Source organism: Tautonia sp. JC769 (assembly GCF_040717455.1).
Classification (GTDB): Bacteria; Planctomycetota; Planctomycetia; order Isosphaerales; family Isosphaeraceae; genus Tautonia.
Genome location: NZ_JBFEFH010000002.1, coordinates 158,820 through 178,956 on the forward strand (window position 1 = coordinate 158,820; position 20,137 = coordinate 178,956).

Sequence of the window (20,137 nt, forward strand, 5' to 3'; positions counted from 1 at the left end):
GGCCTCAGGCGGCGTCTCGCCGGGCGGCCTCGGTCGTCGGGGCCGCCGAGGCGGTGACGGTCGACTCGCCTCGGGCGGCGGTCGACGGGGGCGACGATGACGACGACGACGAGGGCGGCGGCGTGTTCGGCGCGTTCAGGGCGGGCGGATCAGTCCGGAACGATCGGCGGAGCGTCGAGTCGGCCAGCGCCCGGGCCTGCCGACCGACCAGCTTTCGGGACAGGTGAGCCATCGCCCGGCCGGTCCGGCCGACCTTGCGGACGGCCCGGTGGAAGGCCCCGGCCGACATCTCGGCCCGCAGGGCGTCGATGGTCTGGCCCCGGGCATGGGCCTCGGCCCAGAGGTTGCCGATCCGGCGATCGCGCTTGGCGACCTCCGACTCGAGCCAGATGATGTACCGCTGGCGTTCCTGGAACTGGTCGGACAGGTCGGCCCGGGGGGTGTTGCCCCGGAACTCGACCCGGGAAATCTGGCGGATCAGGGACGAGCGGTCGAACGGCACGAGGGCCTCGATCGTCGCCAGGATCTGGTCGGCCTGGTCGTCCCAGGTCGGCCAGGCCTCGGCGGTGGCCAGGGCGTTCTCCTGGAGCGTCCGGACCTGGTCCGGGTTCTCGGCCAGTTCGAGGATGGCCTCGGACAACCTGGTCCACGAGTTCATCGGCGTCAGCCGGCAGTTGTACCGGTCGGCCATGTACTCCTCGGCCCCTTGCACGTCCCAGCAGACGGCCGTGCCGCCGGTGGCGAACATCTCCAGCGGGGGGCCGAACATGCCTTCGGCGTTCGAGGCCTTGACCAGCACGTCGCTGTCGCCGTAGATCGAGGGCATCCGGCGATACGGGACCTGCTCCTCGACCCATCGGCAGTGCGGGCCGGTCGCCGAGCGGTCGACGATGGCGCCGACCCAGCTATAGGGCACCTTCAGGCGTTCGAGCAGCTTGACCGTCGGGACGATGTTCTTGCGCGGGTCGGTCGACGGCCCCTCGACCAGGAAGCGGACGGGCCGCCGCCCCCTTTTGAGCGGCACACGCGCCATCGGCCGCCAGAGGGACTTGTCCAGCGGGTTCAGGACGCAGAAGGTCCGCTTCGGCTCCAGGTTATAGTGCCGTTCGGCCAGCCGTTGCAGCCAGGGGGCGATGGCGATGACGTTCATCTGGCTCGACACCAGCTCGTCGAACTTCGCCTGCTCCTCGGCGTGGGGCGAGAAGAACTGGGCCTCGAACGCCTGCATGAACCAGACGTAGTGCTCGGCCTCCAGGTCGGCCAGCCAGGGGAGGCAGGCCCACCAGGTGGCGATGGCCGTGTGGTAGCGACGGCCCCGGGCCTCGGGCAGCGAGACCTTGCGCAGGAGTCGGCTGTCCTGCTCGCCGAGGAACGGGAAGTCGCGGTCCATCTCCTGCGGGGGCAGGATGATCTCGACCTCGTAGCCGGCCCTGGCGAGGATCACCCCCCAGTTCAGGATGATGTTGATGCCGCCGGAGATCCCGAGCATCGGCAAGGCGATTCCGATCCGCTTCACAGCCATTGGCCCCTCCCCCGGTCGCATGCGAGCGCCACGGCTTCCGTCACCCGCGAGTCGTCCCCGACGGCCAGCTCGTTGTTCCCCGGATGCAGGGCGATGTTCACCAGGCCGTCGTGCATCTGGGCCCGGCAGCCGACCAGGGCCAGCCGCCACCAGAGATACAGGTCCTCTCCGTAATGCAGGCGGAGGTCGATCCCCCCGGCCCGCTCGAACATCGCCTTCGGGAAGCAGACCCCCGAGTTGCAGAAGAAGTTGCCCAGCCGCTTCAGGGTCGAGGGCAGGGCGTCGGCCTCGACCGCCAACGGGCCGGACAGGGGCGTATCCCACGGGAAGTCGTCGCGCATCGCCCGGCCGAAGTTGCGGAAGACCTTCTTCGGGTAGTAGATCGTGTCGCCCCGGCACGAGTGGTCGTTGACGATCACGAAGTCGAAGAAGCCGGCCTCGAGCCAGTCGTCGGAGTCGAGCACGCAGATCATCTCGCCGCCGGCCGAGCGGATGCCGACGTCCCTCGGGATCGTCGCCGACCCGCACGGCCGGGGGATCTCGATGATCCGGACCCGGAAGCGGTGCTTCATCAGGTGCCCCTCGGCCAGCCGGAGCGCCTCGAGCGTCTCCGGGGGGCTGCCGTTGCTGACGAAGACCACCTCGATCCACGGATACGACTGGTTGAAGATCGACGAGGCCAGGCGGATCAGCTCGGTCGTCCGGTCGTACACCGGGACGACGATGCTGACCAGCGGCTCGGCGATCGTCTGCGGCGCCTTCGGGCCGAAGCGGGCCTTGAGCTGCTCGACCTTCGGTTCGAGCCAGTTCCCGAGCAGGGTGCCCCGGTTCTGTTCCTCGCCGCGATGCAGGTAGAGCGAGGCCCGGGAAAGCCCCTCGGCGTCGACCCACGACCACTCCCCGCCCCGGAAGAGGAAGGCCGGGAGGCTCGGGTCTCGCCGGGTCAGGAGCGCGATCGGCTCGTTGCTGAGCACGAACCCGCCCGGCCCGGCGTCGGTGCGGATGTCCGCCTTCGGGGCCGGTTCCGGGGCCGGCATCACCTCGACCAGGGGCACGCCGGCCAGGGTCGCCCGGACGAGGGCGGCGAAGGTGTCGTCGGCTCGTGACGAGAGCGTGACCCGCACGTCCTGGCCCGGGGCGGCAGAGGCGAGTCGCCGGAGGGCGTCGAGGAACGCCGGGGCCTCGTCGTTCTCATCCACGAAGGCCGAGATGCCCTGCCGAAGCGCCCCGACGACCTCGCGATCGTCCGCCGGCTCGAAGGGGAGGTCGAGCCGACCTTGCTCGAAGACGATCCGACGGCCCTCGGCCCGGAAGGCGCAGGGGTCGGCCGCGACCCGGCGGCTCGGCCGGATGGCCGCGACCTCGTCGTTCAGCGATTGAGAGCCGAGCACCAGGGCGCCGACGCACGCGGCCACGGCCTCGGCCGAGTAGGGGCGGACGTCGGCGAAGAGGCGGGCCGCCTGGGGGCTGTCGCTGATGACCTCGAGATTGTACTGCTCGACGGTCGCCGCCAGCACTTCGAGCGCGACGGCCAGGTCGGCCCGGTGCGCCGGGCGATCGACGGAGAACTCGGGGGGGAGGACCAGGGCGAGCTTCGGCCTCCAGCGATGATGCGCCCGCTGGTTGGTCTCGCGTTCCAGTCGAACCGCGGCCTGCCGGTCAAAGAACGCGTCGAGCAACTCGGTCCAGAGGGCGATCGCCTCGGCGGTGGTCGCCGCAATCGCCGGCAGAGGAGGGGAACTGTCCTCAGGACGATGCACGCGAACCGGCTGTTCACGGCCGATCTGCGCCGCTGCCAACGCTCCCATAGTCCGGCTCCTCCTTGAGCACGTCGCCCTCGGCTCTGCCGGCCGTGTCTCATTACGGAACACACCGGCCCAATCGAGTGAGGCGACGGCGGACTATACTTCGAGTCCCAGGCAGGGGCAACTCCAATCGAGCGTCCCGACGCCTCCCCGGCGCTTTTATGGCGATGCAGCGCCGGGCGGCCGAAACGGCGTCCAATGTTTTCCCGATGACATCGCGATCTCAGGCCGATCGACGGGCCGATCCGCGGGACCTCGACGCGCCCGCTCCCGCCCCGGATGGCCACCCCCGCCCGGTCAGGTCCCCAGCGTCCGCTCGACGGCCGAGAGGATGTCGCCCATCGTCTCGAAGCCGGCCAGCAACGACTGGCGCTGCTCGTCCTGGAGCCAGGCGCGGACCTTCTTCTCGGCCGAGATGACCGTCGAGTGATTCCGGCCGCCGAAGTAGCGGCCGATCTCGCTGTAGGCGGCCCCGGTGTGCTTGCGGGCCAGATACATGGCGAGCATCCGCGGGTGGGTCACGGCCCGGGACCGGCCGTCGGACTTCAAGGCGTCGGGCGGCAGGTCGAACAAGGAGGCCACGGCCTTCTCGATGTCGCGCAGGGCGACGGCCTGCGCCGTGTGGCGGATCGTGTCGCGCAGGGCCGACTTGGCCAGGTTCAGGTCGAGCCGCTTGCCGGTCAGGGTGGCGTGGGCGAGCACGCTGTGCAGGGCCCCTTCCAGCTCCCGGACGCTCGTCCGCAGGTGCTCGGCAACATACGAGGCGACCGCCTCGGGCAGCTCGACCCCCCGGGCGGCGGCCTTCGCCTTCAGGATCCCGCGTCGGGTGGTCGGGTCGGGGGCGTCGAGCTTCACCACCATGCCGCCGAGCAGGCGGGTGGCCAGCTCGTCGGAGAGCTTCGGGATGAGCCTCGGGTGCTGGTCGCTGGCCAGGACCACGACGGCCCCGGAGGCGATCAGGGCGTCGAACGTGTGCTGGAACTCGTCCTGCGTGGCCCGCTTCGAGGTCAGGAAGTGCACATCATCGAGGATCAAGAGCTCGGCGCTGCGGTATCGCGAGCGGAAGGCGTTGAGCGTCCCGGCGCGCATCGCCTCGAGGAAGCTGTTGGTGAACGCCTCGGCCGTCTGGTGGATCACCCTCATCCCGGGGTGTCGCCGCGAAATCGCCTCGGCCAGGCCTTCGAGCAGGTGCGTCTTGCCCAGGCCGATGCCGCCGTGGATGACGAGCGGGTTGAACGCCAGGCCGGGCGACTCGGCCATCTCGATGCAGGCGGCCAGCGCCAGGCGGCTGCCGGGGCCGGGCACGAACTGGTCGAGCCGCCGCGCGGGCCTCGCCCGCCGCGACCTCGGATGATCGACCGGGGGCCTCGGCGCCGGTTGATCGACCGGGGCCGACGGGGACGACCCGGGCATCGGCAGCGGCACCGACGGCCCCCGCCTGCGGTCGTCCGGCTTGGACCGATCGGGGGGCGACGGGGCGACCTCGTCGACGCCCGGCTCCAGCTCGTCGGCCACCTCGAAGGCCAGCTCCAGGCGACGGCCGGCGACCTGCTCGCCCACCGCCGACAGCTCCCGGGCATACTTGCCCCGGATCCAGTCCCGGAAGAACCGATTCGGGACGCCGACGGTCAGGCAGTCGCCCTCGACGCCGAGCCGGACCTCGTCGCCGAACCAGAGCCCGAAGCGGGACTCGCCCACCCGCTCGGCCACCGCCGCCCGCAGGGCCGGCTCATGCTCGAACCGCCGATCGACCATGATCGACCTCTCCCCCCTCATCCGCTGAGCTGAGTGCATCACGCGCCGGAACGTCCCGGGACGACCGACCGGCCGAATCGCGGCGATCACGAACCAATGATCGCCATCGGCCCGCCCGATCTTCAGGACGGCACGACGAACCCAGGGGGATATGCGCCCCGATCCGCCCGAAGTCAATCGGCTTCGCGGGGCGCTGGCGCCACCTGGCGCGGATGGGAAGTCGAGCGCTCGCGCGGAGTTACGGCACGAGCCCCGATGCGGTCCGGCTGGCGCGATCCGGGCGCCCAGGCGGCCGGTCGGCCGGGCCCGGCGCCGAGTTGAGCCATTCGGCGTCACGGCTCGTCATAGACCATCAGGGCCAGCGACTGCAGGAACGACTCCGGCCGCTCCGCCAGGGCGTCTTGCCTTGAGAACCATGCCGGCGCCTTCGTTGCGCGATCGCTCACGAGCGCCGCGAAGAGGATCAAGGCGAGCAGGGTCAGGTGCAATCGGACGTCCAGGAGCCATCCCAACCAACGGGCCATCGGAGGACCTCCCTTCTCGGAGCGCTCGACGCTCCGAACGGGCGGACGGTCAACGATCCCGGCCCCCCCGGCCTCGATCGCCGGCGGAGTCTTGCATCATCATCGATCCGGGCATTGCCGCATCGCGCCTTTTGTGTTGACTCGAATCAACCCTAGGACGCGAGCCGCCATCCGTCACCCGGGATTATTCCAGGACGAACAGAGGGACGCCGGCCCGTCCTCCGACCGATGACCCGGTCGGCGCAATGGAGCGTCGGGGGGCTCCGTCCCCCGATCGGGACTCCACAGTTCAATCGGAAACCGCCGGGTGTCCCGGGTTCCGCGCCGCGGACCCCGGGCCGGGGGGTGGCAGGCCCATGCGACTCCGCCCGGGGTCCGCGGCGCGGAACCCGGGGCACCCGCTGAACACCGTGAACGCTCCGAATGACTCGGCAAGCAGTCGTAGGGGCCGCTGTTCCTCGCGATTCCCGATCAGTTATCCATCGCGCAGAACCCGCCGCCGCAGCCCATCGACCCGCAGCCGCCGGCCGGCATCGGGGCGTCGCAGACGGGGAGCGACGCGGAGGCCGAGCCGTTCGATCGGGCCGACGCCGGCACGCTGAACTGCTTCGTCAATTCCGAGGCGCCGCACGACGGGCACCGGGGCGTGTCGCCCGCCGACCGGACGAGGGCCTCGAAGTCTCGATCGCAGGCATCGCAGTGGTATTCGTACAACGGCATGGTCGTCGGAGGCTCCGGGAGAGGCATCGTTGATGGGTGAGGGTCTGCGTCGATCGCACCACCGGCCCGCTCGATCCGATCCGATCCGATCCGATCCATTCCGTTCCGATCTGAACCGGGCCGGTCGTCCGATCGGCGGGCATGTCAGTATTATAGGGGCCGACGTCGCCGGGCCGTCAACGCGGGGCCCCGCGCCGTCGGCTTCCGCCCGCTTCCGGCCCGAGGAGACGACGCCATGACTCCCCTCCGCCCCCTCTCGCGCGACGAGGTCCGCGGCATCGACGCCCGGGCCGCCGATGAATTAGGCTTGCCCACCCTCGTCCTGATGGAGAACGCCGGCCGGGGGGCCGCCGAGTGCCTCCGAGTCGCCGCCGGCCCCGACGCGAGGCGCGTGCTCATCCTCTGCGGCCCGGGCAACAACGGCGGCGACGGCGCGGTCGTCGCCCGGCATCTCGACGCCTGGAGATGGCCCGTCCAGGTCCGATGGACCGTTCCCGCCGACCGGCTCAGGGGCGACCCCGCCGCCCAGCACACCATCCTCGACCGGTCCGGGTTCGATCAACGCCCCCTGGCCGATGCGGACGACCTCGCCGCGTCGCTCTCCTGGGCCGACTGGGTCGTCGACGGCTTGCTCGGCACCGGCCTGACCCGGGAAGTCGAGGGCTCGCTCCGCGCCGTGATCGAGGCCGTCAACGCCTCGGGAAAACCGGTGCTCGCGCTCGACCTGCCCTCGGGGCTCGACTGCGACACCGGCCAACCGCTCGGGGTGGCCATCCGAGCCCGGTTGACGACCAGCTTCGTGGCCCGCAAGCGCGGCTTCGACGCGCCGGGGGCCGCCGACTGGACCGGGACCGTTCAGGTCGTCGAGATCGGCGTCCCCGGACTCTTGCTCGACCCGTTCCGCTCCCGGATCTGATCGAGCACCCGGGCCAGGGCCGGATGCAAGGCCCGCCCCGACTCCTCCGCCGAGTCGATCGCCTGGCGCAGCGCCCGCGAGAGCGCCGCCGCCCGATCCTGCACGATCGGGGCCACCCGAGACGGCCTCGGCACGCCCCCCCTCACCTCGTCCACGGCCCGCCGGGCGGCACCGCCGAGCGCCCGCTGGGCCGACGACGCGGCCGGCACCGGGTCGCCGAGGTCGGGCTCGGGGTCGGGGTCGAGGTTCGTGAGGGCGATCGTCACGGGCTCCTGCGCCCCGGCCGACTCGACGATCACCTCATAGCTCCCCGGGATGCCGTTGGCCACGGCCTGCACCTGGGCGATCCCCTGGGCGTTGACCCGCGCCGGGTTGCCGACCAGCACCGCCGACGCCCCCTCGGCGGGGGCCCGGAAGATCACCTGGCCCCCTTCGAGCGACCCCTCGCCCACCGACTCCAGCCGCACGACCAGCGGCGAGGCGAACGGCGCGCCCGGCATCGCCTCCTGGCCGCCCCCGGCCTCGACGGTCAGGGTGAAGGGAATCGCCTGGACAGCCCCCAGGTCGGTCGCCCCGTTCGAGCGGAGGGCCCCGCGCACGTCGGTCTGGAACGCCGCGTTGTACAGGCCGGCGCCGACGGCCGGGCTGCCCGGCAAGGGGGGCCGGACCAGCAGCGACCCGCCGTAGAGGCCGAGCGGCCCGAGCATCGGATCGGCCCCGGGCATCGTCACCGCGCCCGTCGTCTTCCCCGAGACCGCGCCGACGAGGTTCGGCCCCTTGAACTCGAACGGACCGAAGCGGACGAACACGTCGTCGACGAGGTTCTCGGCGACGATCGACGAGGTGATCGACGACGGCTCGATCCTCGGGCGCGTCACGTTGCTGTAGACGGCCCCGCCCTGCTGGTTGGCGAGGTTGTCGGTCAGGGTGCTGCCGTTGACGTGGAGGATGGAGGTGTTGTACACCGCCCCGCCGCGGCCGATCGGCACCCGGCCGGGGGCCAGCACGAACGCCTCGGCCGAGTTGTCGGCCAGGAGGCTCGTGTTGATGCTCGTCCAGCCGGAATTCCAGATCGCCCCGCCCTCTCGGTTGGCGGCGTTGCCGGTCACGGAGCTGGTCGAGAGGGTCAGGCTGTTGGCGTTGAAGATCGCCCCGCCGCGGCCGATCCCCGCCGGGCCGAGGCCGATCGGCCGATCCCCCGCGGCCAGGTTGTCCCGGATCGACGAGGCGCCGACCGAGAGGACCCCCGTGTTGTAGATCCCCCCCCCCTTGGCCCCGGCCACGTTGCCCGAGACCTCGCTGAACAGCAGGTTCAACTGCCCGTCGTTCAGGATCGCTCCGCCGAACTGGGCCCGGCCGCCCGAGAGGGCCAGGCTCTTGACCGTCACCTTGGCCGTCTCGCCGACGGTCAGAAGCCGGAAATCGGGGGTGTCTGGGGCACCGCTGCGGACGACCGGCACCGGGTTCCCCTCCGGGCCGGCCAGCTCGACCTCGCCGATCAGCGTCGGCAGGGCCTTGTCCAGCACGATCGGCCCCGAGACCTCCGGCGCGATGCTGATGACGTGCGCCTCGCGGGGCACGCGGTTGGCCTGCTCGATCGCGTCCCGGAGCGTGCCCGGCCCGGCATCGGCGGCGCTCGTGACCAGGAACGTGGCCATCACGACCCGGGGTTCGAGCGCCTCGACCGCCCCGGCCAGCGTGGCCTTCCGACGAGCCGCCTTCGCCTTGCCCGGACGACCGGCACCCGCCCCGCTTCGCTTCCACCCGATCGCAGTCATCCGAAGCACCCCGCTCCCGGCGTTATCCGTGCCCCGAGCCCTTCCCAACCCTGCTTGCCGGCGTCGTCTCGCGAACGGCCCTGACCATCGGAATCGACTCCCGACGCACAGACCCCGGAACGCCCGGCAACCGGTCCGGCTCACTTCGGATCTTCGGCCCGTCGGCTCGCTCGAATTGAGCGATTCTCCGGATTGCGCCCATTTTTCCGAACAGGGCCCGTCCGGTCGGCCCTTCGTCCCGCTCGTGTCCCGTCATCGAGACGAGCAGAAATGAATTGATGCAGGCTCAAGCCCCTCGGTAGAGTGAGTGCTCGGCCTCGCGCCGTTCACGTCGATCGTCCGATCCTCCCGTCCCCTCGAGGATGCCCCGATGATTCCAACCCGATTGCGGTCCCTGGCCTGCGCGATGACCGCCCTGGTCCTGATCCCCGGGGCCGCCTCGGCCCAGTTCGGCGGCATGGGCGGTGGTGGGATGGGCGGCGGCATGATGATGGGCGGGGAGGCCCCGGAATTCTCGGAGCGGAGGGTCGAGGTCGAATCGTCGACCGGCAAGCGCGTGTCCGGCCCGCTCCGGCTCGCCCCCATCGCCATCGACAGCGACTTCGGCCGCTACGAGATCCCCCCGGAGAAGCTCCAGTCCCTCCGCTTCGACATCCCGGAGGGGCATCCTCCCATGAACGTGATGATCGCCAACGGCGTCTGGACCATGACCGTCCCCGGCGCGGTCGTCGCCGCCTCGGGCGAGGAGCTGGCCGGCTCGCTCAACCTGTACGCCCCCCTGAAGATGACCACCGACCTCGGCCCCTTGACCCTCGACCCCTTCAAGCTCCGGTCCATCACCTTCCTGCCGGATGCCCCCGAGGATGAGGAAGACAAGGACGCCGAGGAGGACGAGGACGACGACGAGGAAGACGAGGACGACGACGCGGAACCGGAACCGCCTTCGGACTCGGACTCGGCCGCGACCGGGCCGGAATCGGACGTCCGGCGGAACGCGCCTCAGCTCATGAAAATCAACGAACTCCTCTGGGCCATTTCCCCCTCGGGCGATCGGGTCGCCGTCCGGAATTCGAACTCGGGCAAGACGGCAAGGCTCGACCTGCCCGCCTCGGACGATTCCCCGCTGGTCATCACTCCCATCACCAACGCGTATCTGACCGCGCTGCACCTGGAAGGGCCTGAGATCCGTCGCGTCGCCGTGCTGAACACGAACAACGGCCGCTGGTATCCGCTCGACCTGTGCGAGCCGGTCGCCGACAAGGCCTCGCCGATCGTCAATCCCGCCACGGCCGTCTATCACCTCGGCCGCCACGTCTACGCCTTCAGCGTCCAGTCGAACCGCTGGGCGACCCTGGAACTCCCCGAAGGCACCTCCGCCGTCCCGGAGCTGGAGGCCGACGCCATTACGGTCCGGGAAGGCAACCGCATCCACACCTTCCGCGGCGAGACCGGCGCCTGGACCACCATCGATTCCCAGGAGCTTCTGAACGCCTTGCTCGACGAGGAAGGCGATCACTCTCCCCCCGAGGCCGATCACGCGACCGAGCCGGCCCCCTGACCCGGCACGCCCCGAGATCAAGCCGGGGACGCCTCGAATGGGTTGGCGATCCGAACAGCGATGCCCCTCGAATGGTGCACCCGGACCGATGAAAACGGAGGGTGGCCGGGGCAAAGCGCAGCGTGCCCCGGGAGGCAGGGGCCTCGCGCCCGGGGCACGCTGCGCTTTGCCCCGGCCACCCGCACCCAACCGATTTCGAAGGCCCCCATTCGAGGTCGCTCACGTTATACGCATACACGCCCACCTTCGTGTCGGCCATCGCCGGGAAGCCATCATCGGCTTCGCTCATTCGACTCCTCCCGGGTCGGGTACGGTGGCCCACCCAGGTCGATCCCTCGCCTCATCTCGGAGATGGCCTCCCGGCGAAGCGCTTCACGCGGCTCGGGTCCGATCGGAGCATCCTCCTCTCGCGACGGGTAGGGAGCGCCTCCGAAGGGAATACCCGCTTTCATCCTGGCGAGCAAGCGTTCAGAGGACGCTTGCCTTGGATCGATGGCCGGGGGCTCGGCCTCGTCCAGGAACGTCACCAGCACCCGAGCCCCTGCAGAGACTCCGGCCGGACGTTCCGACAGCTCGATCACACCGTCGCGATAGGTCCCCGGGATCGTCGTCACGTGTGCCATCCGTCTGCCCTCGTCGCACAAACCGAATTCGACCGTCGATTCATTGTATCGGGATGACGCGTTCACGGCCAAACGCGAGGGAATCATCCCGCACCGCTCACCCCCGGATCGGCCGCAAGGCCCGGATCGCGTAGCGGCCGAAGCGGCGCAGGAGCAGGCCGTTGACCGTCCCCTGAGTCACGCCGGACGAGAGCCGGGAGAGCACGCCCCGGGCGATCTGGCTGTGGATCAGGTCGTGCATCTGGTCGAACGAGGCATCGGCGGCCTGGTCGGTGAACTCCTCCAGGCGGGCGGCGACAAACGTGTTGCCGAAGACATGTGCGGTGATCTTGACCGTCGACCAGTTGTCGGCCCGCAGGTGGTACAGGCGGCAAAGGCTGCCGATCAGTTGATAGGCGTTGGCGACGACGATCAGGCCATCCAGGAACCCGCTCGGCACGATCGCCGTCTTTACGCCGACGGCCACGGAGTGGCGTTTCACGAGCGATCGGGCCGCCTCGTCGAGCGGTCCGAGGAAACGGGCCTCGAATTCGCGGACCCAGTCGTCATCGGTCGCGGCATCGTGCGACCGGAGCCGGTCGCGCTGCTCGAACAGCCGGGCGGCCGCCTCGGGACCGGCGATCGACGCCAGGAAGCGGCGATGACGCGGGTCGGTCGGGTAGCGATCGAGGAATTCGATCAGCCGACGCTTGGCGATCGCCCGGTTGCGCCTCGCCTCGATCTGGACCGACCGGCGATGGCTCAAGGAATCGGCCCGGTCGACGCGGACCCCCGGAGAGATCGGCAGCGTGACATATTTCCAGACGAGCCCGACCATGGCGATCGCGAACATCCCCCCCAGCACCGCGATCACCCCGTAGCCGATCGCCTGCACCACCGGCGGCCAGAGTGCCAGCGCCGCCAGGAATCCCGCCGCCTGCGAGGCCACGAACAGCACGAGCACCGTCGTCGCCAGCAAGACCAGCAAGGCCCCGGTCCCCCGATCGACCCAGGGGCGATCGCGGTCCTCAAGCATCGGCTCGTTGTCGTCGTCGATTGGCGGCAGATCCTCGACGAACCTCCGAGTCGGGCCGACCTTCGCCTCATCGAGCACCGAGACGGGAATACCCGAGTCGATCGGTCGCGAGCGGCGTTCGGGGGGCGGCTCGGGCATCGGGGCGGGCGTCGGCTCGGATCGGGCCTCGGATGCGGGACCGGGTTCGTGCGCCCCCTCGTCGCCGCCAGGAATCCCGGAGAATGGGCCGTAGCCCGAGGGCTGACTCATGGCAGGCTCCTTCTCAACAAAGACCGTTCACGTCAGTTTATCGTTTTCTTTGCGGGATGCTGATTTGTAGGGTGCTGTCGAGTCTTCGAAGACGCACCTCCCAGGTTCGCAACAGACACGCCCCATCCTCGACGGCCACCTCAACCCGCGTCGCCATTCATGATTTCATACAGGTGCGTCTTCGAAGACTCGACAGCACCCTACAAGATCCGAAGATCCCGACCGGAAGCACGTCGCCTTCGTCCTGCCCGGCCTACTTCAGGTCGAGCAGGAACCGGGTCAGCCGATCGAGATTGATCTGAGGCGGAACCCGCACCCGGGCCCGGGGCAACGAGGGCTCGGGCCGGGGGAAGCGGAAGCGGCCGGGCTCGAAGTGGTCGGGCCACTGGTCGGGCAGGCGGGACACGGTCGCCTGCACCTCCCCCTTCGGCGAATTGTAGCGGAGCGTATCGACCGGGTCGCCCGGCTCGGCCCAGGTCGAGTGGACGGCGGCGACGATCAGATGCTCCACCGTCAGATGCTTCCTCGCCTGGTGCGGCCGGATGATCGGCCGGGTCAGTTGCATCAGGAGGTCGAGCAGGCGGTCGCGGTCGTCCCGGACGACGCGATCGGCCTTGGTGGCGACGAACACGACCCGACGCACATGAGCATACTTCGCCTGGAACAGCGAGAGGGTCCACAATCCCCAGTCCGCCACCTGCTGCGCGGGGGTGAACCCCGGATCGACCGAGGCGAGCACCTGTTCCAGGAACGCCCGATAGGCGTTGACCATCCCGTGCCCGCCTTCGAGCAGGACCGTCACATCCACCAGGACCACCAGGTCATCGCACCGGCTCAGTGCTTTGGCGAAGGGCAAGACGACCGCCTCGCGGTACCGGGCGTATCGCTCGGCGAAGGCCGAAGCCAACGCAGGCGATCGCTCCCGAGCTTCCCGGGGCAGGGGGGCGAACTGCTCGCCCCGCGACCGGCCACAGACGCCGCGATCGGCCTTCAACGCAATCCAATCGGCCTCGGTCGCCGGGCGCTCGGTGCCGAGCTTCGCGTCGAGCGACACCCCCTCGGGGTCGAGCACGAAGCTCGACGGCGAGATGAACGGCATGAACCTCGTGTGCAGGGTCGCCAGCACGGTCCGGTAGGCGGCCAGGATGTCGGCCGCGGTCGCCCCCGGTCGCGCGGCCAGGTCCAGGTACGGGCGGGCGACCCGGGCAAACTCGGCCTCGTTGCGGAGGATGCCGAGCACGGCGTCGCTCCAGCCGTCGAACGTCGGGTGCGAGGCGATCACCATGTCGGCCAGGCGTTCGCCCGGCAAGTCGACGAGCGACAGGTCGGTCGTCCACCAGGTCCCCCGGCCGACGACCAGCTCGGCCCGGTACTCGTTCAGGCGGTCGGTCTTGGCGGGCCAGTCGGCCACGATCAGGCGGTTGTAGTGGTCGTCCACGTCGAACCGCTCGGAGCAGAGGCTCGGGGGGAGTTCTCCCAGGTGGGTGATCTCCGGCGCATCGGGGCCGGAACCGAGGGGTAAGCGATCGGGGTCATGATTGCGCAGGTGCGCAATCAAGGAGGTCAGCAAGACCGTCTTGCCGCTGTAGAAGAGGCCGACCAGGCCGACCGAGCGTCGGAAGCGAAGCGGTTGTCGTCGGAGCGGATTGAGGATCATCTGCGGACTCGGCCGGGGAGCGATCCCCAGGAACGGGACAGAACGAACGCGGACCCGAGCAAACCGCCCGGACGTGCTCCCCCTCGACCACCTCGGCCAGGCGGAGACGCGGATCAGTAGAGGTTCTCCTCCATCTTCTCCACGACCTCGTCGTTGTGGAAGACGACCGTGATCATGCGATTTCCGTTCGACCATTGGACGGTCCTGCGCACGTCTTCCCTCGGCTGGCCGTCGTGATCGGGCACGCTCCCCGAGGAGTTGGACACGCGATGGCCGAGATTCTCCCACTTGCGGTACTGACCCTTCTCGTCGACGACCATCCCCTGTTCGGCGATCACCTCGCCCGAGCCGAGCAGGTCGTGGACGTCCCACGAGGTCATCCCGGGGGTGATCTTCGCATAGGTCTCGCGGTTCACGGGGGAATCCGGACGCTCGACCGGGGCAACCACAATGGCCGAGGATTCCTGAGGTGCCCGGAGGACGAACCAGGTGCAAAGCCCCCCGATCGCCAGGCCCAGCGCCAGCCCGAGGGGGAACGACCGCGCAGGGCCCATGCCCAGGGCCCCCGGCTTCTGGCCCATCACATCGTCATCGGCGGACAAGTCGGGCTTCATCGCAATCGGCCTCCCTCCGGATCGAGCACGCCACCGCCATCAAGGCGGTGCGACCATTGATGTCCAGGCATGCTTATTCGCCCGATCCGGGAGATTCTTGCACCCTTTTTTTTCCGAGGTCGAGGGGGGTGTGACCGGGGCGAGCCATCGCAGGGAGGGTCAGGCCGCGGCGAGGAGGTGGGATCGCCAGAAGGTGAGCATGTCGGCGAGGGTTTGCTCGCTCGTCCGGAGCGGCTCCCAGCCGGTATCGGCGCGGAGCTTCGAGGCGTCGGCCAGGAGCAAGGGCTGGTCGACCGGGCGGACGCGGGCAGGGTCGACCACCACCTCGACCGGGCACTCGGCCAGCCCCCGGAGGAGGTCGAGCAGCCGGGCGAGCGACTCGTCGCGGCCGGTGCCGACGTTGTAGACCTCGCCCGGCTTGCCCGATTCGGCCAGCAGGCGATAGGCGCGGACGATGTCGCGGACGTCGGTGAAGTCGCGGACGACCTGGAGGTTGCCGACCTCGATCCGGGGGCGGTCGCCCCGCTCGACCTCGGCCACCTGGCGGGCGAAGCTGCTCAGGACGTAGCGGTCTTCTTGCCTCGGCCCGGCGTGGTTGAACGGCCGGGCGATGACCACCGGCGTGCCGTGCGAGAGCCAGTGCTGGATGCCGAGCAGGTCGGCCGCCGCCTTGCTCGCGGCATACGGGTTGTTCGGCCGCAGGGGGCAGCGCTCGGTGACGGGGAGGTCCTCGGGGCCCGGGTTGCCGTAGGAGACGCCCGACCCGACCAGGACGACCCGCGGCTTCGCGTCCAGCTCGGCGGCGCGGACGGCTTCGAGCAGGGTGAGCGTGCCGCCGAGGTTCAGGTCCCAGGTCGCCCTCGGGTCGTCGAAGCTGGCGTGCGGATTGGCCTGCGCGGCCAGGTGGTAGATGGCCTCCGGACGCTTGCGGGAGAGCATCCGGGCGAGCGAGCCGACCGAGTCGGCCAGCAGGTCGAACGTCTCCAGCCGGACGGCCTCGGCCAGGTGGGCCGTCGCGTCGGGCCATCGTCCCGAGGCCGACAGGCCGGCCACCACGTCCCCTTGCTCGAGCAAGTGCTCGGCCAGATGGCCGCCGACGAAGCCGGTGATGCCGGTGATGAGCGCCCGCATGGCCGGTCCTCCCCCTCGACTCCCTTCGAACCACCCCGCTCCCGACGAGCCGTTGCCAAAGGGTAATCGTCTCGGTCGAACCGGACAAGCCACGAAGGTCGAGGGGCGGCAAGGCCCCGCCCCCAGCCTTCGATCGGCGATGGCCTTTACTCCCGGTCCGGCTCGCCGTCGCCGTCGAGGTCGTCGATGTGATCGCTCGCCTCGGCCGGGCCGACGCCGTCGTTCAGCAGGTGATCTTCCCGGGGGGAGGGCCGGTCGGAATCGGAGTCGGGATCGGAGTCGGTGCCGTCGGCGTCCGCATCGGCATCGGCATCGGCATCGCGGGCGGCCTCGGCCACGGCCTCATCGAGGATCTCGTCCCCGTTGGTGCCGTTGAGCTCCTCCTCGGGCAGCTTGGCGAGCGAGCCGACCGAGTCCCCGTCCTCGATCCGGATGAGGCGGACCCCCTGCGTGTTGCGGCCGATCGTGCTGATGTCGGCCACCCGGGTGCGGATGATGTTGCCGCCGACGGTGGTCATCATCACCTCGTCGTCGTCGGTGACCTTGGCGATGGCGACGACCGGGCCGTTGCGCTCGGTGGTCTTGATGTCGATGAGCCCCTTGCCGCCGCGGTTCTGCGAGCGGTACTCGGTCAGCGCCGTGCGCTTGCCGTAGCCGTTGTTGCAGACGGTCAAGAGGCTGGCCGGGTCGTCCTGGCCGTTGGCGACGATCATGCTGACGACCTCGTCGTCCCCTTCGAGCTTGATCCCGCGGACGCCGTGGGCGGTGCGGCCCATGCTCCGGGCGTCGGACTCGTCGAAGCGAATCGCCATGCCGTCCTTCGTGGAGATCAGGACGTGGTCGCCCGCCTTCACCCGGCCGACGGCGATCAGCTCGTCCCCCTCGTCGAGGCCGAGGGCGATGATGCCGCGCCCGAGCGGACGCTTGTAGGCCGTCAACGGGGTCTTCTTCACCGTCCCCCGGCGGGTGCACATCATCAGGTATTCGTCCTCGGCGAACTCGCGGACGGGGAGGAATCCGGTGATGCGTTCCCCCTCGTCGAGCTGCAGGAGGTTGACCACGGCGCGGCCGGCGGCCGTCCGGCTGACCTCGGGCACGTCGTAGACCTTCAGCCAGTAGACCTTCCCCTGGTCGGTGAAGAAGAGGATGTAGTCGTGGGTCAGGGCCACGAACATGTGTTCGAGGAAGTCCCCTTCGCGGGTGCTCGTGGCCGAGATCCCCCGGCCGCCGCGGCCCTGCGCCCGATAGGTGCTGGGGGGCAGGCGTTTGATGTAGCCGGCGTTGGTGATGGTCACCACCATGTACTCTTCGCGGATCAGGGCTTCCTTGTCGAAGTCCCCGAGTTCCTCGCTCGAGAGTTCCGAGCGGCGGGCGTTGGCGTACTTCTGCTTGAGCTCGCGGAGGTCGGCGCGGATGAGGTCGTAGATCAGGCGATCGTCGGCGAGGATGGCCTCGTAGCGGTTGATGTCCTCGCGGAGCTTCTTGTACTCGTCGGCCAGCTTGTCGGCCTCGAGGCCGGTGAGCTGCTGGAGCCGCATGGCGAGGATGGCGTCGGCCTGGTTGCGGGTCAGCGGGCCGGTGGCCTGGGCGTCGGGGTTGTCGAGGGCCCGGCGGAGGATCTGGTCGGAGACCTCCAGGCCCATCAGGCGGGCCCGGGCCTCGCTCGGGTTGGCCGACGAGCGGATGACCCGGATCACCTCGTCAATATAATGGAGGGCGATGAGCAGGCCTTCGACGACGTGCGCCCGCTGCCGGGCCTGGCGGAGCTGAAACTGGGTCCGGCGGCGGATGACGACGACCCGGTGTTCGAGGAACAGCCGGAGCATCTCCTTCAGCGGCAACGTCCGGGGCCGGCCGTCGACCAGGGCCAGCATGATGACGCTGAAGGTGTCCTGGAGCGGCGAGTAGCGGAAGAGCTGGTTGAGGACGACGTTCGGGTCTTCGCCGCGCTTGACGGTGACGACGACGCGGACCGGCTGCTTGCGGTCGCTGTGGTCGTCGACGCCGGAGACGCCGGTGATCCGGGCGTTGTTGACCAGGTCGGCCAGCTTCTTCAGGAGCATTTCCTTGGTGAGCTGGTAGGGGATCTCGGTGAAGATGATCTGGCTGCGGCCGTCGCGGAGTTCCTCGATCTCGTACTTGGCCCGCAGGGTGATGCGTCCCCGGCCGGTCCGATACGCCTCCATGTTCCCCCAGCGGCCGCAGATGGTGCCGCCGGTCGGGAAGTCGGGGCCGGGCATGTGCTCCATGAGGCCGGCGAGGTCGATCTCGGGGTCGTCGATCATCGCCACGAGGGCGTCACAGACCTCGCCCAGGTTGTGGGGCGGGATGCTCGTGGCCATGCCGACGGCGATGCCGCCCGAGCCGTTGACCAGGAGGTTCGGGAACTTCGAGGGGAGGACCCGGGGCTCGGAGAACTTCTCGTCGTAGTTCGGCTGGAAGTCGACCGTGTCGAGCTGGATGTCTTCGAGCATCTCGGCGGCGACGGGGCTGAGCTTCGCCTCGGTGTACCGCATGGCGGCCGGGGGCAGGCCGTGGATCGAGCCGAAGTTCCCCTGCCCGGTCACGAGCAGGTGCCTCATGTTCCACCACTGGGCCATGCGGGCCAGGGTGGGATAGATCGAGTTGTCGCCGTGCGGGTGGTAGCGCTTCATCGTCTCGCCGACGATCCCCGCGCACTTGCTCGTGCCGCCTCCGGGGGAGAGGCCGAGGTCCCTCATCGCCACCAGGATCCGGCGCTGCGAGGGCTTCAGGCCGTCGCGGACGTCGGGCAAGGCCCGGCTGACGATGACCGACATCGCGTAGTTGAGGTAGCTCTCCTTGAGCTCGTCCTCGATGTTCAGCGGCGGGGTCGGCAGGTGCCCTTCGGTCGGCGATGCGGTGCTCACGGTTGGTACGATCCCTCAACCCGTCGGGGCGATCCGGGGCCAGCGATCTGGAGCCCTGGCGTGGTGAACAAGAGTGAAGGCCCATTGTACCCGAAATCCTCGCCGTCCACAACGTCGAAGCCCGGCCGGGGATCGTCCCTAAGTCGAAGTCGGGGCGAGGTTCCGGCCGCCTCGGCCGGTGCGGGGAGTCTGGCCGGGGCTGCGGGATCGGTCAGCTGATTCCCGAGGCCGATGGCGCGGGCTTTGCCGGCTCTCGGGAGGGGAAGGGCCGCGTCCTTCCGGGGCTGCACCACGAGCCGGCCGGGATTGATCCGGCGATCGCGTCGGACCCCGCACGCTCCAGGCCCTTCGGGACGACCGAGATCACGACAGGGAGCCTTCCGATGACGACGACGACGCTGCTGGAGACTGCTCGCAACGGCCTGGGGCTGGGCTCGGGGGAGTGGCCGGAGCCGCTGGCCGACGACCTGGCCTACGTCCGCACCGGGATCGTCAACCTGCTTTTCTTCGGTCCGGAAGGGGCCGGGGACCGGGGCTGGGTGCTGGTGGACGCGGGGATCGTCGGGTCGGCCTCGACGATCCTGAAGGCCGCGGCGAGGCGCTTCGGCCCCGAGTCGAGGCCGTCGGCGATCGTCTTGACGCACGGCCACTTCGACCACGTCGGGGCGTTGCGCGAGCTGGCCGACCGGTGGGACGTGCCGGTCTTCGCCCACCTGATGGAGCTGCCCTACCTGACCGGCCGGTCGAACTACCCGCCGCCCGACCCGACCGTCGGAGGCGGCCTGATGGCCTCGCTCTCGTGGCTCTATCCGAAGGCGCCGATCGACCTGGGCGGCCGGGTGAAGGCCCTGCCCACCGACGGGTCGGTGCCGGGGATGGACGGCTGGCGATGGGTCCACACGCCGGGGCACACGTTCGGGCACGTCTCCTTCTTCCGGGACGCCGACCGGGCGTTGATCGCCGGCGACGCCTTCATCACGACGAAGCAGGAGTCGGCCCTGGCGGTGCTGACCCAGGAGCCGGAGATCCACGGCCCCCCGATGTACTTCACCCCCGACTGGCCGACGGCCTGGGAATCGGTCCGGACGCTGGCCGCGCTGGAGCCGGAACTGGCCCTGACCGGCCACGGGTTGCCGATGTCGGGCGAAGGGTTGCGGTCGGGGCTGCACCTGCTGGCGCGTCGCTTCGGCGAGCTGGCCATCCCCGAGCACGGCCGCTACGTCGGCCGGTCGGCCATGGCCGACGACCGGGGGGTCTCGTTCGTCCCCCCCGACGTGCCGCACCCGATGGCCCGCCTGCTGGCCGGCGTCGGCCTCGGCCTGCTGGCCGGCGTCGGCCTCTCGGCCCTGGCGGGGGGGAACCGCCGGTCGTCCTCGTGAGGG

The 20,137-nt window shown here is 69.9% G+C and carries 14 protein-coding genes; 3 read left to right on the plus strand and 11 right to left on the minus strand.

The window, feature by feature from the left end; genetic code table 11:
- Positions 1 to 4 precede the first annotated feature (4 nt).
- The 5 genes from AB1L88_RS03140 to AB1L88_RS03160 all read right to left on the minus strand — a co-directional run bounded on the left by AB1L88_RS03140 (position 5) and on the right by AB1L88_RS03160 (position 6,326).
- Positions 5 to 1,522 carry a glycosyltransferase family 4 protein gene (locus tag AB1L88_RS03140; protein WP_367095169.1) on the minus strand — a complete coding sequence of 506 codons (1,518 nt, stop codon included), beginning with the start codon at positions 1,520 to 1,522 and terminating at the stop codon, positions 5 to 7.
- Positions 1,513 to 3,330: a glycosyltransferase family A protein gene (locus tag AB1L88_RS03145; RefSeq protein WP_367095170.1), complete on the minus strand. Its 1,818-nt coding sequence runs from the start codon at positions 3,328 to 3,330 to the stop codon at positions 1,513 to 1,515. Before AB1L88_RS03145 ends, AB1L88_RS03140 begins: the two co-directional genes overlap by 10 nt.
- Positions 3,331 to 3,624: 294 nt before the next feature.
- Positions 3,625 to 5,082 carry a chromosomal replication initiator protein DnaA gene (gene dnaA, locus AB1L88_RS03150; RefSeq protein WP_367095171.1) on the minus strand — a complete coding sequence of 486 codons (1,458 nt, stop codon included), beginning with the start codon at positions 5,080 to 5,082 and terminating at the stop codon, positions 3,625 to 3,627.
- 332 nt (positions 5,083 to 5,414) lie between these two features.
- The gene (locus AB1L88_RS03155) at positions 5,415 to 5,606 is read right to left on the minus strand and encodes a hypothetical protein (RefSeq protein ID WP_367095172.1); all 192 of its coding nucleotides are present in this window, start codon (positions 5,604 to 5,606) and stop codon (positions 5,415 to 5,417) included.
- A gap of 471 nt (positions 5,607 to 6,077) precedes the next feature.
- Positions 6,078 to 6,326, minus strand: coding sequence for a zinc ribbon domain-containing protein (locus AB1L88_RS03160; protein WP_367095173.1), 249 nt, complete (start codon positions 6,324 to 6,326; stop codon positions 6,078 to 6,080).
- A gap of 235 nt (positions 6,327 to 6,561) precedes the next feature.
- Between AB1L88_RS03160 and AB1L88_RS03165 the strand changes: the two genes are divergently transcribed.
- Complete coding sequence (locus AB1L88_RS03165) at positions 6,562 to 7,242, plus strand: NAD(P)H-hydrate epimerase (RefSeq protein WP_367095174.1); 681 nt, start codon at positions 6,562 to 6,564, stop codon at positions 7,240 to 7,242.
- On the opposite strand, the gene AB1L88_RS03170 is transcribed toward AB1L88_RS03165, so the two are convergent.
- Positions 7,182 to 9,020, minus strand: a complete 1,839-nt coding sequence (locus AB1L88_RS03170) for a choice-of-anchor Q domain-containing protein (RefSeq protein WP_367095175.1) — start codon at positions 9,018 to 9,020, stop codon at positions 7,182 to 7,184. The two genes, AB1L88_RS03165 and AB1L88_RS03170, sit on opposite strands and share 61 nt — an antisense overlap.
- A 370-nt stretch (positions 9,021 to 9,390) precedes the next feature.
- Between AB1L88_RS03170 and AB1L88_RS03175 the strand changes: the two genes are divergently transcribed.
- Positions 9,391 to 10,578 carry a hypothetical protein gene (locus tag AB1L88_RS03175; RefSeq protein WP_367095176.1) on the plus strand — a complete coding sequence of 396 codons (1,188 nt, stop codon included), beginning with the start codon at positions 9,391 to 9,393 and terminating at the stop codon, positions 10,576 to 10,578.
- 720 nt (positions 10,579 to 11,298) lie between these two features.
- Here the strand turns inward: AB1L88_RS03175 and AB1L88_RS03180 are convergent.
- The 5 genes from AB1L88_RS03180 to gyrA form a co-directional block, all read right to left on the minus strand.
- Positions 11,299 to 12,465 carry a YcjF family protein gene (locus AB1L88_RS03180; protein WP_367095177.1) on the minus strand — a complete coding sequence of 389 codons (1,167 nt, stop codon included), beginning with the start codon at positions 12,463 to 12,465 and terminating at the stop codon, positions 11,299 to 11,301.
- 253 nt (positions 12,466 to 12,718) lie between these two features.
- Complete coding sequence (locus tag AB1L88_RS03185; protein WP_367095178.1) at positions 12,719 to 14,122, minus strand: YcjX family protein; 1,404 nt, start codon at positions 14,120 to 14,122, stop codon at positions 12,719 to 12,721.
- A gap of 113 nt (positions 14,123 to 14,235) precedes the next feature.
- Positions 14,236 to 14,736, minus strand: a complete 501-nt coding sequence (locus AB1L88_RS03190) for a hypothetical protein (protein ID WP_367095179.1) — start codon at positions 14,734 to 14,736, stop codon at positions 14,236 to 14,238.
- Positions 14,737 to 14,895: 159 nt separating this feature from the next.
- On the minus strand, positions 14,896 to 15,867 hold the full coding sequence (locus AB1L88_RS03195; protein ID WP_367095180.1) for a GDP-mannose 4,6-dehydratase: 972 nt from the start codon (positions 15,865 to 15,867) through the stop codon (positions 14,896 to 14,898).
- 146 nt (positions 15,868 to 16,013) lie between these two features.
- The gene (gyrA, locus tag AB1L88_RS03200) at positions 16,014 to 18,755 is read right to left on the minus strand and encodes a DNA gyrase subunit A (protein WP_367095181.1); all 2,742 of its coding nucleotides are present in this window, start codon (positions 18,753 to 18,755) and stop codon (positions 16,014 to 16,016) included.
- Positions 18,756 to 19,138: 383 nt separating this feature from the next.
- On the opposite strand from gyrA, the gene AB1L88_RS03205 reads away from it, so the two are divergent.
- Positions 19,139 to 20,134, plus strand: a complete 996-nt coding sequence (locus AB1L88_RS03205; RefSeq protein ID WP_367095182.1) for an MBL fold metallo-hydrolase — start codon at positions 19,139 to 19,141, stop codon at positions 20,132 to 20,134.
- The last annotated feature ends 3 nt before the right edge of the window (positions 20,135 to 20,137 follow it).

What these genes read in the sequence shown, in the direction of transcription:
- AB1L88_RS03140 (WP_367095169.1), bottom strand. Translation starts at nt 1,522, where the DNA reads ATGGCTGTGAAGCGGATCGGAATCGCCTTGCCGATGCTCGGGATCTCC.
- AB1L88_RS03145 (WP_367095170.1), bottom strand. Translation starts at nt 3,330, where the DNA reads ATGGGAGCGTTGGCAGCGGCGCAGATCGGCCGTGAACAGCCGGTTCGC.
- dnaA (WP_367095171.1), bottom strand. Translation starts at nt 5,082, where the DNA reads ATGGTCGATCGGCGGTTCGAGCATGAGCCGGCCCTGCGGGCGGCGGTG.
- AB1L88_RS03155 (WP_367095172.1), bottom strand. Translation starts at nt 5,606, where the DNA reads ATGGCCCGTTGGTTGGGATGGCTCCTGGACGTCCGATTGCACCTGACC.
- AB1L88_RS03160 (WP_367095173.1), bottom strand. Translation starts at nt 6,326, where the DNA reads ATGCCGTTGTACGAATACCACTGCGATGCCTGCGATCGAGACTTCGAG.
- AB1L88_RS03165 (WP_367095174.1), top strand. Translation starts at nt 6,562, where the DNA reads ATGACTCCCCTCCGCCCCCTCTCGCGCGACGAGGTCCGCGGCATCGAC.
- AB1L88_RS03170 (WP_367095175.1), bottom strand. Translation starts at nt 9,020, where the DNA reads ATGACTGCGATCGGGTGGAAGCGAAGCGGGGCGGGTGCCGGTCGTCCG.
- AB1L88_RS03175 (WP_367095176.1), top strand. Translation starts at nt 9,391, where the DNA reads ATGATTCCAACCCGATTGCGGTCCCTGGCCTGCGCGATGACCGCCCTG.
- AB1L88_RS03180 (WP_367095177.1), bottom strand. Translation starts at nt 12,465, where the DNA reads ATGAGTCAGCCCTCGGGCTACGGCCCATTCTCCGGGATTCCTGGCGGC.
- AB1L88_RS03185 (WP_367095178.1), bottom strand. Translation starts at nt 14,122, where the DNA reads ATGATCCTCAATCCGCTCCGACGACAACCGCTTCGCTTCCGACGCTCG.
- AB1L88_RS03190 (WP_367095179.1), bottom strand. Translation starts at nt 14,736, where the DNA reads ATGAAGCCCGACTTGTCCGCCGATGACGATGTGATGGGCCAGAAGCCG.
- AB1L88_RS03195 (WP_367095180.1), bottom strand. Translation starts at nt 15,867, where the DNA reads ATGCGGGCGCTCATCACCGGCATCACCGGCTTCGTCGGCGGCCATCTG.
- AB1L88_RS03205 (WP_367095182.1), top strand. Translation starts at nt 19,139, where the DNA reads ATGACGACGACGACGCTGCTGGAGACTGCTCGCAACGGCCTGGGGCTG.